The 14,480-nt window shown below is 57.6% G+C and carries 13 protein-coding genes and 1 tRNA gene; 9 read left to right on the top strand and 5 right to left on the bottom strand.

The annotated features are described in order from the left end of the window. The first annotated feature begins 64 nt into the window (after positions 1 to 64). Genes HUS57_RS17230 through HUS57_RS17215 form a run of 4 tightly spaced genes read left to right on the top strand, consistent with a single transcriptional unit; the run spans position 65 to position 2,394 of the window. Positions 65 to 226, top strand: coding sequence for a hypothetical protein (locus HUS57_RS17230; RefSeq protein WP_173935086.1), 162 nt, complete (start codon positions 65 to 67; stop codon positions 224 to 226). Next, positions 213 to 665, top strand: coding sequence for a DUF2924 domain-containing protein (locus HUS57_RS17225; RefSeq protein ID WP_173935085.1), 453 nt, complete (start codon positions 213 to 215; stop codon positions 663 to 665). Before HUS57_RS17230 ends, HUS57_RS17225 begins: the two co-directional genes overlap by 14 nt. Continuing rightward, a complete protein-coding gene (locus tag HUS57_RS17220; protein ID WP_173935084.1) occupies positions 662 to 1,993 on the top strand; it encodes a recombinase family protein in 1,332 nt (443 codons plus the stop codon). Before HUS57_RS17225 ends, HUS57_RS17220 begins: the two co-directional genes overlap by 4 nt. Positions 1,994 to 1,995: 2 nt before the next feature. Then, positions 1,996 to 2,394, top strand: coding sequence for a hypothetical protein (locus tag HUS57_RS17215; RefSeq protein WP_173935083.1), 399 nt, complete (start codon positions 1,996 to 1,998; stop codon positions 2,392 to 2,394). On the opposite strand, the gene HUS57_RS17210 is transcribed toward HUS57_RS17215, so the two are convergent. The 4 genes from HUS57_RS17210 to HUS57_RS17195 form a co-directional block, all read right to left on the bottom strand. Then, positions 2,391 to 3,509: a hypothetical protein gene (locus HUS57_RS17210; protein WP_173935082.1), complete on the bottom strand. Its 1,119-nt coding sequence runs from the start codon at positions 3,507 to 3,509 to the stop codon at positions 2,391 to 2,393. The two genes, HUS57_RS17215 and HUS57_RS17210, sit on opposite strands and share 4 nt — an antisense overlap. 536 nt (positions 3,510 to 4,045) lie before the next feature. Beyond that, positions 4,046 to 6,673 carry a DEAD/DEAH box helicase family protein gene (locus tag HUS57_RS17205; RefSeq protein WP_173935081.1) on the bottom strand — a complete coding sequence of 876 codons (2,628 nt, stop codon included), beginning with the start codon at positions 6,671 to 6,673 and terminating at the stop codon, positions 4,046 to 4,048. Further along, positions 6,670 to 8,553 (bottom strand): site-specific DNA-methyltransferase, encoded by a 1,884-nt coding sequence (locus tag HUS57_RS17200; protein ID WP_173935080.1) that lies wholly within the window; start codon positions 8,551 to 8,553, stop codon positions 6,670 to 6,672. The genes HUS57_RS17205 and HUS57_RS17200 overlap by 4 nt, the downstream gene beginning before the upstream one ends. Before the next feature lie 656 nt (positions 8,554 to 9,209). After that, positions 9,210 to 9,299: transfer RNA gene (locus tag HUS57_RS17195), tRNA-Ser, on the bottom strand. A gap of 180 nt (positions 9,300 to 9,479) precedes the next feature. On the opposite strand from HUS57_RS17195, the gene HUS57_RS17190 reads away from it, so the two are divergent. From HUS57_RS17190 to HUS57_RS17170, 5 genes are all read left to right on the top strand, one after another. Further along, positions 9,480 to 9,815: a hypothetical protein gene (locus HUS57_RS17190; protein ID WP_173935079.1), complete on the top strand. Its 336-nt coding sequence runs from the start codon at positions 9,480 to 9,482 to the stop codon at positions 9,813 to 9,815. Between the two features lie 32 nt (positions 9,816 to 9,847). Continuing rightward, entirely contained in the window at positions 9,848 to 10,507 is a 660-nt protein-coding gene (gene msrA / locus HUS57_RS17185) for a peptide-methionine (S)-S-oxide reductase MsrA (protein WP_173935078.1), read from the top strand. A 187-nt stretch (positions 10,508 to 10,694) separates the two neighbouring features. Continuing rightward, entirely contained in the window at positions 10,695 to 11,693 is a 999-nt protein-coding gene (locus HUS57_RS17180) for a BMP family ABC transporter substrate-binding protein (RefSeq protein WP_173935077.1), read from the top strand. Between the two features lie 106 nt (positions 11,694 to 11,799). Then, positions 11,800 to 13,200 (top strand): dipeptidase, encoded by a 1,401-nt coding sequence (locus HUS57_RS17175; protein WP_173935076.1) that lies wholly within the window; start codon positions 11,800 to 11,802, stop codon positions 13,198 to 13,200. Positions 13,201 to 13,363: 163 nt separating this feature from the next. Beyond that, positions 13,364 to 13,981: a ribonuclease D gene (locus tag HUS57_RS17170; RefSeq protein WP_173935075.1), complete on the top strand. Its 618-nt coding sequence runs from the start codon at positions 13,364 to 13,366 to the stop codon at positions 13,979 to 13,981. 126 nt (positions 13,982 to 14,107) lie between these two features. Here HUS57_RS17170 and trxA read toward each other — a convergent pair whose 3' ends face one another. Then, positions 14,108 to 14,431 (bottom strand): thioredoxin, encoded by a 324-nt coding sequence (gene trxA / locus HUS57_RS17165; RefSeq protein WP_173935074.1) that lies wholly within the window; start codon positions 14,429 to 14,431, stop codon positions 14,108 to 14,110. Positions 14,432 to 14,480 lie beyond the last annotated feature (49 nt).

Below are 14,480 nucleotides of genomic sequence, written 5' to 3'. Positions count from 1 at the left end.
AAGGAGAGATACATGCGAAGCCCTAATCCCCTCCCGCCTGATCGTATGTCCACTGCAGAACGTCATGCCGAACTGTGCCAGTTGCTGGTACGCGGCATCATTCGGCTGCGTCAGCGTAAATGCGCTCATCCTGTTGAAGATAGTGGAGAAAGTTGCCTTCACTTCACGCCAGATCGATGCCGTCATGCAACTCCAACTCACCGGAGAGTTTCATGACGACGCATGATCATATCCCCAAGCGCCTGGTGGCGCTGAAGACGGCCACAACACCGGAATTGAAAAAGCAGTGGCGCGATCTGTTCGACAGCGAGCCGCCTGCCTTCAACCGGCGCTATCTCGAAAGCAGGCTGGCCTATCGCATCCAGGAACTCAGCCTTGGCGGGCTGAAGCCCTCGACAATCGAGCGGCTGGAAGTCTTGGGTGAACAGCTTGATGGCGGCAACTTGATGGTACGCCGCAACCGTGCCGATGATCGACCAATTGTCGGAACCCGCCTGATCCGCGAATGGCAGGGTGTCGAGCACACCGTCACCGTGCTGGCCGATGGTTTTGAATGGCAGGGACGCCCTTACAAAAGCCTGTCATCGGTTGCCCGCGCCATCACCGGCACGCGCTGGAATGGCTGGATCTTCTTCGGCCTGAAAAATCACCGGAGCCGGGCATGAACAAACCCACCATTCGTAAGCTGCGCTGCGCCATCTACACCAGAAAGTCCTCCGAGGAAGGGCTGGAGCAGGAATTCAACAGTCTCGATGCGCAACGCGAGGCCTGCGAAGCCTATATCGCCAGCCAGCGCTCCGAGGGCTGGGTGCTGGTGCGTGATCAGTATGATGACGGCGGCATCTCCGGCGGTACGCTGGAGCGGCCGGCGCTAAAACAGCTGCTGGCTGATATCGAGGACGGGCTGGTTGATGTGGTGGTCGTCTACAAGATCGACCGCCTGTCACGCTCGCTGATGGATTTTTCGAAGCTGGTCGAGGTGTTCGACAGAAATGGCGTCACCTTCGTCTCCGTGACGCAGTCGTTCAACACCACCACATCGATGGGCAGGCTGACGCTCAACATTCTGCTGTCCTTTGCCCAGTTCGAACGCGAGGTCACGGCCGAACGCATTCGCGACAAGATCCGTGCCTCCCGCAAGAAGGGCATGTGGATGGGTGGTGTCGTTCCGCTCGGCTACCGGGTGGAAAACCGCAAGCTGGTAGTCGAGGAAACCGAGGCTGCCACGGTACGCATGATCTTCGAGCGCTTTGTCAGTATCGGTTCGGCGACGGTCTTGGCAAAAGCTCTGACCGCAGAAAATGTGCGCACCCGCCGGGGAAAACTGGTCGACAAGGGCTTTCTCTACAAACTGCTCAACAACCGGGTCTATATCGGTGAAGCCGTGCACAAGGGCGAAAGCTATCCCGGCGAGCACAAGGCGATCATCGATCGTGCTCTATGGGACAAGGTCCATGCCATTCTTCAGACAAGCCCGCGCAAACGCGCCAGCAATACGCGGGCGCAGACGCCGGCGCTGTTGAAAGGCCTGATCTTTGGTCCGGATGGGGCCGCATTCTCGCCAACGCATACGAGGAAGGGCGACAAACTTTATCGCTATTATGTCAGCCAGTCGGTGCTGAAACGTGGCGCAAATGCCTGTCCGATCGCTCGCGTGCCTGCCGCAGAGGTGGAGAACGCCGTTATTGATCAGCTGCGTGGGCTTCTGCGTGCGCCAGAAATCATCATCGGCACATGGCGTGCGGCTCGGTCGGAAATCAATGAATTGCCAGAGGCCGAGGTTCGCGATGCGCTGGAGCGGCTCGATCCGATCTGGGACGAACTGTTTCCGACCGAGCAGGCGCGCATTGTTCAGCTTCTGGTCGAGCGGGTTGATCTTGCTGCTGATGGCCTTGCCATCCGCCTGCGCACGCTAGGGTTGGCCGGCCTTGTTGCGGAACTGGGGGCTGTTCGTCCAGATCAGACAGTCGCAGGCAGTAGGAAGGCAGCGTAGCTATGACCGTCACGCGCGATAACGACACTATTACCGTGCATGTGCCGATCACGTTCAACAAGCGCGGTGGGCGCAAGCAGATTGTCCTGCCCGACGGCACTTCGTCATGGGCGCCGCCTCGTGCTCGTGTGGATAACACGATGGTCAAGGCGATCGCCCGTGGCTTCCGCTGGCGCAAGCTGCTTGAAACTGGCGTTCACACCACCATCGAGGACATTGCCGCCGCTGAAAAGATCAGCGCCTCCTATGTCAGTCGGATTTTGCGTCTAACCCTCCTGGCGCCTTCAATCGTCGACGCGATCCTCGACGGCAGGCAAGGGCCAGAGATGACCCTTGCCACATTGATGAAGCCGTTCCCGCTAGAGTGGGATCGGCAGATCAGCAAAGCCAGCGGATCCTAAAGTGGATAGCGTAATGTGGCCGCCAACGATGCACCGCCTGGAATATCATCCTTGCGTGCAGCAAGAACGCGCGCGCCGCTGGCCAATGCCCGAGCCATGATCTCATCCACGATGCCATAGGTGTCAGGCCCTTCCTCGCCAAAGACGACGGCTCCGGTATCCTCATCGACGGTGCCATGGACGACCTCATCGAAATTCACCAGCAGGGTTTCAATCCCACCATATGTGGCAAGACGCGCTGCATCTGAAATGTCCGTGGTTGCCCGGCGGTCGCTGGCGCGTTGTTCAAACAGGGCTTTGACCTCGTTGATCTCCCGCGCATAGGTGGCATCGAGTATGGGGCGTGCCGCTGCGGCAATTTCTGCCTCGGTCGATCGGTCGTTGGTCACCGTCAGGGTGTCGGGAACGAGATTCGGATAGCTGTTGATCGACCGGAAAATGGCCGCAACAGGCTCGTTGGCTGCCAGGATCAATGGCGCGTCGCGATTAGAAAGTATCGGGCGAATGGCAGCATCCACCATCCGCGCATATTGTGCGAGCCGCACCTTTTGGCCTTCGGAACCCATCACACGACGCAATGACGTACGGTTGTTGAGCAAGGATACCTTGACTGCACTCGCAGCATCTTTCGGCAGGTTTGGCACCTGCACGCGTTGCGGCGGAAGGTCCGGGAAGATTTCGATCAAACGTACATCGTTCTCAGACAGAGCGAGTACGAATCCATCATTGGCGAAGGTGATGGCACGCATCAGCGGCTTGGTTAGGAAGCGATCCGCCACTTCAATGATCGGCTGGAGGCGGTTTGCCAGCCGGAATGTCTGGATCGTATCCGGCGTCGCAAAGATCGCGAGTGAATTTGCCTGAAAACGCCAGAATTCGTCATCGTCCAGCAAATCATCCAGTTGCTCTCCAAGTGCCGCCAAGCGACGCTTGTCCAAGCCATCAGCTTGAAGTTGTTCGTATGCTTGCTTGGCGAGATTGCCTGCCTCAATGCGAGATGCCTCAACATCCTGAGTCACCGGAGTGGTGGGAACATAGAGTGACACGCAAGCATCAGCGCGTACCTCATTGAGCTTTCGTAGGTCAGAAAGCGTCGGGATATCGACATAAAGCATGGAGAATCCTTCGTATTTTCGAGACAAGCAATGCTTTTCACCTAGGGCTGGGGAGGTGCGATTGCAAACAACGGATTAGAAGTTTGCGCGTTTGTCCTTTACACAGCGCGGTGGGCACAAGCAGATCATCCTGCCGGATGGCATATCGTCATGTGCGCTGCCTCGTGCTCGTGTCGACAACACGGTCAAGGCGATCGCCGTGGCTTTCGTTGGCGCGAGCTGCTGGAAACTGGCGTTCACACCACCATCGAGGAGGTCGCTGCCGCAGAGAAGATCAGTGCCTCCTATGTCAGTCGGATTTTGCGTCTGACGCTGCTCTCGCCTTCAATCGTCGAGGCAAAACTCCTCGTTCACATTCACAGTTCGTTACTCCAAGAGCCTGCTGCAACTCCTCCCGCGGTGGGATCTTTTTCGTTTCAGAGCCGAGTTCTACAGTTATTGACGACGATACCTAGATGGGCATCAGGGCAATCGGATAATTTAGCACAAGACTCATGCAGTGCGGTCGGCTTGGGGCGCAATCAGCCTCCGGCTATTTAGCCGTTGAGGAACCGTTCAAATCCCGCCTTGAAGTCTGCATTGCTCTGCCCCTGATCGTTGAAGAAGGGCAGGCCGTACACTGAATAGTCGCGCCCCTGAAATATGATTTCGATACGCCCTTGGCCTTCTATGTCCGTTAGAAACGCTTCCTTCCAGCTATCGGCCTGTTTCAGGTGATCGCCCTTGGGTTCAACGAATAGTTGCAAGATCGTGCTAGTTTCCTCACCCTTTTTGCGCAGGAACAGCACGAAATCTGGCTCGAATGCCTGCCCGTCCGCGAAGGCAAACAGTTTTACCGCTTTCTCGTTCCGCAGCAGGTGGAAGTCGTCATATCGTTCCTGCAGCCGGTCGGCCTGATCATTCAGGTACTTGATGAAGTGCTTTTCCTGATCGGTGCCGTAGCTGTCGTCATAGGCGTGCCAGTCTTTCGTCGTCAGGTCGATCTGATCCAGACCCGGCACATTGCTTTCGCCATTGACCCAACTCAGGCCGGTTTCGCCTTCGATACGCAGTTTCAGCGTCTTGTCGGTAAAACGATCGCTGATCCGGTACGGCTTGAAATCCTTCGTTCCGACAAAGTCCACGCTTTCGCGCTTCACGCCACTTTCGATCTGGTGGAGCACATATTGCGTAATGTCGAGTTTCTGCCGCGCGGTCAGCGCGTCCAAGTCATCGAGCAGACCGCGCACAGTCACCGTCACCCCGCCCAGATAGGTGGCTGATGTCAGAAACTGCGATGCGCTGGCAAGCTGCGGGAAATACGTCCTGAGATTGGCAAAGTGGAAGAAGTGGTTGCCGTCCATCGCAAAACCCAGAATGGCCTTGCCGAAGTCTGTCAGCTTGAGATCGCGCGCTATCGGCTCTTTGTCGGTCGGCGTCAGTTTCAACTGGCCGCCGCCAAAGGCGGAGCTTTCCGTCACACGCCCTGTCATCAGCGTCGGATAGATAATGTTGGAGGGAACGCTATATGCGTCCAGCCCCGCCACGCCTTCACGCGGGTTTCTGATCCTGTCATTTACCCAGACATATTCAGACAAATAGAGGGACGATTGCTTGAAGCTGTCCTTAAGCCGGAGCCGCACTGTGCGGGCAGTGTCGTCCAGCATCCCGGTTTGGCGCAGGGCGTTGCGGATGTCCTGAATGTATTTCGGATTGTGGGAACAATGGTAATGCAGTTCTTCTAGGATGCGCAGCGGGTGTTCAACTGTGCTGTCGTATTTGCGTTTCTCCTGCGCGGCATCGGGCTGATCAGGGGCAGTGAATGGAAAGTATCGTGCTCCGCGCCCGATCAACTGCGCCTCGGCCATGGTGGTCTTGCCCACCTTGTTCGCCTTTCCGTCGCGGGTGTCGTACAGGCGCACGATGTCGAACAGGTTCAACACGTCCCAGCCTTCGTTCAGCTTATCAACGGCGAAGATCACCCGTATCTCGTTCGCGCGGTCCTCAAGCGCGTTCAGCTCTATCTGTCTCTTTTCCAAATCCGTCGGGTTGTTAACGTTCACTACCTTGTCGGGGCTGAAATCGCCCTGCAACTCGTGGGCGAAGTCGTCTGCCGCCATGCCGCGTTCGTCTATGATGAAGGCGAAGGCGCGGGATAACGTCTCATCCCCGCTTGATGCTGCGCGCAGGGCTTCGAGCCGCTCGCCGGTCAGACCCGCTACCATCGCCGCGAAGTCCGTTTCGTTTTCGCCCGATGCTGCTATGGTCTTAGACTTCATCAGGATAACCGGCTTGCAATGCAGCCCGTGCGCCTCGGCCACCTTGCGGCGGTATTGGCTCAAGACCATCGCCTGCATCATACGGGCCTCGGGCGGCAAATCGGCCTGCCGCAACTCAATGTCCTTGGAATAGCCGTCTTCTCGAAACTGTCGGAGCGAATAGTCGTAGAGTATCTTGTCGGCATACTTGGCCCGGATCGCCTCGTGGCTCAGGTCCACGGTTGCGGTAAACTCCAACAGCATGTTTTCGGGATGCTGGCGGAAAATCTCGGACACTGTGCCTTCCCAACTGGCCTTGTCTTCGGCCTCGCCCTTGGTCAGCGTCTTCTTGGTCTCGGCGTTCAGGTGGTGCGCTTCGTCCGAGAACATCACTACCTTGTAATCGCGGAAGTCCTCGATGGTGACGGCGTTCTCTTTCGGGTTCTGCATTCGGGTGTGCAGCCCTTGAATGGTGGTGAAGTGAATGTTGATCGCATCCTTCGACACCGCGTCGAAGGTATCCACTGCGCGGATGTCCACCGGCTTGTCATTGATGCGCACTGTGGGCGCGAACAGGTGCTTGGCCGATGCGGCGTTGAGAAAGTTTTCCTTGGTCTTCTCAATGATCTGGGCTGAGTTCACGAAGAAAAGGAAGTTGCGATAGCCGCGCGTGTAGAGGTCCAGCATCAGCGCCGCCATCAGCACCGTCTTGCCGCTGCCCGTGGCCATGTGGAACAGCAGGTGCGGGTTCGACGGCTTCTGCGGGTAATCCTCCACGAAGAACAGGAACCGCTCGAGCGCCGTGACCTGATAGGGGCGCAGCGCAATCTTGGGGGCCAGGTTGCCGGTGATATGGTCGGGAATGTCCTTTTTCAGCAGCCCCATGTCTGCCGCCGCGCCCAGCTTGTCGTTCAGGGTCTGGGTCATTGGTCTATGCCGTAGAAGGACCGGGTGGCGCGCATGTCGTCGTCTGAGATATCGTAATTCGCATCGCCCAAGCTATTTAAGTTGACGTACAGGTGGTTGGCATCGAGGCAGTCCATCAGCAGGCGCTTTGCGTCCTCCACGGGCAGGTCGGCGAAGACACCGGCATCGAAGGCGCGTGTATCTACGTCCGGGCGCAGATAGCCGGTGGCCTGCATGTCGGCCCAGATGCCTTGCAGCGCGGCGGTGTCGGGTGCGGCCTCGATCCGTGTGGCGAAGGCGGAATTGGACTGCGCAAGCTCGGCATAGACGAAAGACCCGCCGCCCTGCCACCCCACTGCCTCGGAAATCCCGCCCTGTTCGCCTTCGATGACTTTCTTGAGGCGAGATGCAGGCAGCTCAAGAATGTAATCCATTTGTTCAATGGCAAGCCAGCGACGCCCCATTTTCTGGGCAACCGATGGTGTTGTGCCTGATCCTGAAAAGAAATCCAGGATGATTTCGTTCTCGTTTGAGCCGATCTCTATAATGCGATGAAGGAGACGTTCTGGCTTCGGCGTCATGAAGAGGGCATTGTCATCTTGAAGCAACGTCCGTGCCTCTTCTTTGGCTTCTGCGTTTGTCCCAGTTTCATCATGCTTCCACCAAGTTGGCGATACAACGCCTTCTTTGACCTCCGAAAGAAATTTCTTTATTCTTGGGATTGCATCACCCCTCGCTCCCCACCAGATACGATCATCTGCAAGCAGCTTCTCAAAAGTGCTTTTCGACACCCGCCAATATGTACCAGTAGGTGGGAGATGGGACCGACCGTTTGGTCCAACTATTTCGTATGAGCCTTCACTATAATAATTCCTCGCCTGAACCGCATTAGTTGTCCAGGGTCCACGTGGGTCACCATCCGGGTTCGTATAGCTGTCCGTGGTATCCGCTTTTCGTGCGACTAAGTTTGGTCGCCAGGTTTCTCGATCTTTGGCAAAAATTAGAATGTGGTCGTGCATGTCGGAAAGATATTTAGCCGAGTTCTTCACGGTATAGTTTTTCTGCCAAACCACGTTCGCCACAAAGTTTTCTCGCCCGAACACCTCATCCATCAGCACCTTGCAATAGTGCGCCTCGCCGTCATCTAGATTGACGAAGATTGCCCCATCCCGGCTCAGCAATTCCTTCGCCACTTCCAGCCTGTTCCGCATGAAGGTCAGCCATGCCGAATGGTTGAAGCGGTCGTTATACCGAAACCCGTCATTGCCGGTGTTATAGGGCGGATCGATATAGATTAGCTTTACCCTCCCCGCATAGCGCGCTTTCAGCGAATGCAGCGCCAGCAGGTTGTTGCCCTTGATAAGCAGGTTGTCGTCCTCTGATACCACTCCCACGGGCTTGGCCTTGCCCGCTGCCACGGCCTCGGCATCCCAGCGTTCCCAGCCGGTCAGCACCTTGGGTTCAAACAGCCGCGTGATGTCGTCCGGGGCCAGCGTCGTGTTCCAGAACACTTCGTTGCGGCCACGATCCTCTTTGGTCATGCCGCCTTCCAGCACGCAGTCCTTGTAGGGCCACGCCAGCACCACGTCGCGCGACTGGCTCAGGTAATCGCCGCGCCCGTCCGTCAGGCCGATGCGGTTCTTGAAGGCCGTGTAGCTGTCGGGCAGGAACGCCTTGTTCGACACGAAGTCCTGAAACTTCACCTTGTCGAAAACCAGCGCGCCCGCCACCTCGGTGAAGAAATGCGCCTTGATCGTGGGCGACTGCATCAGCAGGGCCAGCAGGCGCGGGTCCATGTTCAGCGCGGCCTCGATCACCGCATTCTTCAGGATCGCCCCGTCCGAGATAAAGGCTTGGTCGGCCTGCAGAAGCTCTGTCAGATCGTCCAGCAGGTTCTGCATGGCTTCGCCCCTCGTGTCGCGTTTCTTGTTGACCGGTATGTGCCTGATCCGGCAAAGGAAATCCAGCCCGGACCCTTATTTTACCCGGTGTTGGGGGAACCGGGAGGTGCTCATATTGGCGAAGGCAGGCCCGGTATCTTGGCCCCAGCGTATATCAGCTTCCCATATTAAGAGAAGGGACGCGTTCGAATCCGACGGTCCCAAGCACGAGACTACGCGCCGGTTCGGAAGTCGTGGCCTTCAGATATACGACCGTTCTCAAATCGCTTCCTTCTGTGCCTACGCAATAATGGCAGCGTCGCCCCCTTCGCGGGGGCGTTATCAACGTGAAACGCGTCGCAATCTTCCAATACTCAACCTTGGCAAACCGGTGCATATGCCAGAAACTGGCGTACAATTCGACCCGAGTTGCGCTCTGCTACCGAAATTCTCTACAAATGTACGGACTTCACAGTCCAAATAACAATGCATTTACAATGATTTATAACTCCGCACCAAATCCGCGCAGTCAGGAGGTTTGGAGAATGTCGGCAGAGAGAGAACGAAATCAGCGATTCAGGCAGAGAGCGAAGTCAACAGCTTTAGACCGAAAACCCGCAGTTCTGCGCCGTTACGGCTGAAAATTTCAAATTAGAGAATGATTCCAATAAGTTGACTGGCGGAGAGAGAGGGATTCGAACCCTCGATACGGTTGCCCGTATACACGCGTTCCAGGCGTGCGCCTTCAACCACTCGGCCACCTCTCCGCAGGCAGCGCCGCATTTCCGTACAGCGCGCCGGGGCATGTGATTGCCCGGGGCTCATCTAGTCGAATTAAATGCGGATGCCAAGATGTCCTTGCGTCTTTCCTGCACCCAACCATAACCAATTCGTTCTGCCGCAATTGCCAATCACGCCGCGCGCACCTATCTCAGGGGTATCTTGCCGTGAGTCGAGCGATGCGTTTCCTGTCCCGCCTGCTTTCACTTTTCGCTCTAGCCGGTGCGGTTGTCACCGCGGTAATCGACGCGACACGTTCCATCGCGACGGCTTCCATTACCCTCACGCCCTTCATCGAAAGCTGGCAGGCAAGCTCGCCCGGAACATTTGAGGCGTTCCGAAAGACGGTGGAAGACCGAACCTTTGCGGCCTTGTGGGACCCTGGCCTGACCGCAGTGCTCTCCCTTCCCAGCTGGCTGCTATTTGCGGCTCTGGCACTCATTTTCTACATCCTCGGCCAGCCCAAACGGCGGCCGGACGACCTCTTTGCCGCAAGGTATTGACGCTCTTGCACCAAGGCTGAAGGAGAAAAGCCATGTTCTTCCAAGTTTCAGAAACGAAGCTCAGGCTTCCGAAGGCACACGAAGCCCTGCCCGGCCGGCCCGACCCCATCCCGACAGCACAGAACCATTTCATCACTGGCAGACCGCTAAAGGGCCCCTATCCGCGCGGAACCGAGCAGGTTCTCTTCGGCATGGGCTGCTTCTGGGGCGCGGAGCGCTTGTTCTGGCAGGTGGACGGCGTCTGGGTGACCGCGGTAGGATATGCTGGCGGGATCACGCCCAATCCCACCTATCGCGAGACTGTGACCGGGCTCACCGGCCATGCTGAGGTAGTGTTCGTCGTCTACGATCCGCAGATCATCGCCTTCCCAGCCCTGCTCAAGATCTTCTGGGAAGGCCACGATCCCACCCAGGGCATGCGCCAGGGCAATGATATCGGCACCACTTATCGTTCGGCCGTCTTCGCCACGACGGAGGGGCAGCTTGCAGAGGCGCAAGCCTCGCGCCAAGCCTACGAAAAAGCGCTGAAGGCAGCCGGCCGCGGCTCGATTACGACCCAGATTGAGAAGGCCCCAGAATTCTTTTTTGCGGAAGAAGAGCACCAGCAATATCTTGCAAAGAATCCGGCTGGCTATTGCGGCCTGCAAGGGACGGGCGTGACCTGCCCTGCTCCCGCGCATGCCCCCCACTGAAGGCCGGCAAAACTATCCGCAGCTACGGATTCGAGATTAGCCCAGGCCCAAATTTTCACGTGAGTTTTGGCAGTCGCCATGCAAGACTGCGCGTCATGCAGGAGGAAATCCTGCGGCGCATGCGGTGTGCAAAGCGTCTCACCAACGCCAGCCATCCGTGCCTGATAGAACCGACAGGGTGGAACAGATGAAGCGTTTGTTGATCAGCCTCTTTGCCGCGATTGGAATGGCCGGCATGGCAACGGCTCAGGAAGGTTTCTCTCCCGCTATCCTTTATGATTTCGGGGGCAAGTTCGACAAGTCATTCAATGAAATGGCTTATATGGGAGCGGAACAGTTCAAGGAGGAAACCGGCATTGAATATGTCGAGTTCGAGATATCCAATGACGCCCAGCGGGAGCAGGCCATCCGCCGGTTTGCCGAGCGCGGGCATAACCCCGTCGTCATGGTAGGGTTTTCCTGGGTCGAGTTCCTCAACAAGGTGGCGCCGGACTACCCCGATGTAAGCTTCACCATCATCGACGATAAGGTGGAGCAGCCGAATGTTCGCTCTGTAACCTTCAAGGAGTACGAAGGCTCGTATCTGGTGGGCATCCTGGCCGCCATGGCGTCCGAGACGGGCACAGTCGGCTTTGTGGGAGGCATGCAGGTTCCTCTCATCGGCAAGTTTGAATGTGGCTATGTGGGTGGTGTGCAGGCTGCTGACTCCGAAGCGCGCGTTATCCGCAACTATACGGGTGACACGCCGGCGGCCTGGAACGATCCGACCAAGGGCGGCGAGATTGCGCGCACACAGATAGATCAGGGTGCCGACGTCATCTACCATGCGGCCGGCGGAACGGGCGTGGGCGTCCTGCAGGCGGCCGCCGATGCCGGCAAGCTCGGCATAGGCGTTGATGCCAACCAGAACCATCTCCACCCCGGCCATGTGCTCACCTCCATGGTCAAACGCGTTGACCTGGCGGTCTACAACTCATTCAAGGACGCCCAGAATGGCGAGTTCACCTATGGCGTCCAGGATGTCGGGCTCGCCGAGGATGCGGTGGGCTATACGCTCGATGAGTTCAATGAAGACCTCATCACCGACGAGATGAAGACCGCCGTGGATGAGGCCAGGCAGCAGATCATCGACGGTCAGATCACAGTCCACAATTACCTGGAAGACAATTCCTGCCCCTATTGGTAAGGGAACAGCCAGACAAGCAAAAGGGGCCGCCCTCCGCGGCCCGTTGCGCGATTGCCAAAGCAGGCACACCAAGAGTCTTCCTCGCAATAGAAGGAGAGCCATGGCCATGCCCGAACTCGCCCCCGTTCTCGATCAGATCGATCGTTCCGTAGACGAAAGCCTGGAGCGGCTGTTCGGGCTGCTTGCCATTCCATCCATTTCCACCGACCCCGTCTACGCTGCTGAGTGCCGGAGGGCGGCCGAATGGCTTGTGGCAGACCTCCAGTCCATCGGTTTCACTGCGAACGTGCGAGAGACCGGCGGCCATCCCATGGTCGTGGCCCATCACGAGGGCGAAGGCCCGCACGTCCTCTTCTATGGCCACTACGACGTCCAGCCGGTGGACCCGCTGGCGCTGTGGGAGAATGATCCCTTTGCGCCTGCCGTGAAGGAGATCGAGCCCGGGCGCAAGGTGATCACCGGACGCGGCACATCGGATGACAAAGGCCAGCTCATGACATTTGTGGAAGCTTGTCGTGCGTACAAGAAGGTGCACGGCAAGCTGCCCTGCCGGGTGACTATCCTTTTCGAGGGTGAGGAAGAATCAGGCTCGCCATCGCTCAAGCCTTTCCTGGAAGCCAATGCAAACGAACTCAAGGCCGATCTCGCGCTCGTCTGCGATACCACCATGTGGGATCGGGAAACGCCAGCCATCTGTGTCGGGCTAAGGGGACTTGTAGGCGAGGAGGTGACGGTCAAGGCTGCCGATCGCGACCTTCATTCCGGCTTTTACGGTGGGCTGGCCGCCAATCCCATCCGTATTCTGAGCCGGGTGCTCGCTGATCTGCATGACGAGAATGGCCGGGTGACCATACCGGGCTTTTACAATGGAGTTGAAGACACTCCACCTGAGGTTCTGGCGAGTTGGAAGACGCTCGAACGGGAAAGCGAGAGCCTTCTCGAAGCGGTGGGCCTGTCTGAACCCGCGGGGGAAAAAGGCCGCTTGGGGCTCGAACTGGTCTGGGCGCGCCCTACTGCGGAATTCAACGGAATTACCGGCGGCTATACGGGCGAAGGATTCAAGACAGTCATTCCGGCGGAAGCATCTGCCAAAGTGTCCTTCCGGCTGGTACATCGGCAAGACCCGCAGGCCATTCGCGATTCTTTCCGCGAATTCGTCAGGCAGCGCATACCTGCAGACTGTTCCGTAGAGTTCACGCCGCACGGTGGCTCGCCTGCCATCCAGCTTCCTTACGATTCACCGCTGGTAGCGACGGCGCAGTGTGCTTTGACCGAGGAATGGCAGAAGCCTGCCGTCGCCATCGCCATGGGCGGCTCGATACCCATAGTGGGCGATTTTCAGCATCTTCTGGGCATGCCGTCTCTCCTTGTAGGGTTCGGACTGCTGGACGACCGCATTCACTCGCCCAACGAGAAATATGAGCTCATCTCCTTTCATAAGGGGCAGCGCTCCTGGGCGCGTATCCTGGCGGCGCTCGCTTCGGAAAGGGTAGAAAAGCCGGACTAGGCAAGGCGGCGCGCAGGTTTTCCGTCCGGAATTGTGAAAGAACAAGAACCTGGATCATGGCAGCATTTCCATGAATGCCCGAAATGCACTAAGCGGTTTGAACCGCCCCGACGCCGGGCTAATCGAAACTAGACGCGGCACGACTCTTTTTGCGAACAGGCCAATGACCATCAGATTCCATCAGAACGATCTTCCCGACCTTGCGCGCTATGACGTGGAGGCGGTCGCCATCGATACCGAAACGCTGGGCCTCAAGCCCCATCGCGACCGGCTTTGCGTGGTACAGCTTTCTTCAGGCGACGGTACAGCCGATGTGGTGCAGATAAGCTCAGGACAAAAACAGGCTCCAAATCTCGTCGCGCTGCTGTCCAATCCGCACATAACCAAGCTTTTCCATTACGCTCGCTTCGACCTCGCCGTGCTCTACTACACTTTCGGTGTGATGCCGGAGCCGGTGTTCTGCACCAAGATCGCCTCGCGTCTTACCCGCACATATACTGACAGACACGGTCTGAAGGATATTTGCTCGGAGCTTCTGGGCGTAAATCTATCCAAGGCCCAGCAATCGTCCGACTGGGCGGCGGAGACGCTCTCCCCCGAACAGCTTGAATACGCGGCTTCCGATGTTCTTTATCTCCACCGCCTGCGCGAGGTCCTGCAAGGGCGGCTTGAGCGTGACGGGCGCCGTGAGGAGGCGGAGGCATGCTTCAAATTCCTGCCCACTCGGGCCAAGCTGGATCTGATGGGCTGGGACGAGGAGGACATCTTCGCCCATAGCTAACAGCCCTTCTCTTTCTTGTGGCCTTGGCGCTTGCCTAGCTAGAGCCGGCGCATGCCAGCAAAAGAAAAGCCCGGTCAAAACCGGGCTTTCATCATCCAGAAAAGCAAGAGCGTGGTCTATCCCGCTTCAGGCGACAGCGTTTCCGATCCAGGCGGACAGCGCCGTCTTGGGAGCGGCACCTACCTTCATATCAGCGACTTCGCCATTCTTGAACATGATCAGCGTAGGAATCGAACGAACGCCGTATTGAGCGGCCAGTTCCGGATTCTCATCGATATTCACTTTGGCGACCTTGACCTTGCCAGCCAGCTCGGTCGAAATTTCCTCCAGCGCTGGAGCAATCATCTTGCAGGGGCCGCACCACTCCGCCCAGAAATCCACGACCACAGGCTCCGTTGCGTCGAGCACGTCGGCCTGGAAATTGTTCTTGTCTACAGTGACGGTGGCCATAAGCCTCTCCTTATATCGAAAGGGTCAATTGCCATGTGGGAGTTGGCGG

The organism is Chelativorans sp. Marseille-P2723, assembly GCF_902809845.1.
GTDB lineage: Bacteria > Pseudomonadota > Alphaproteobacteria > Rhizobiales > Rhizobiaceae > Chelativorans.
Note: the sequence above shows the minus strand (reverse complement) of the source record. Positions and strands in the feature narration are given on the sequence as shown.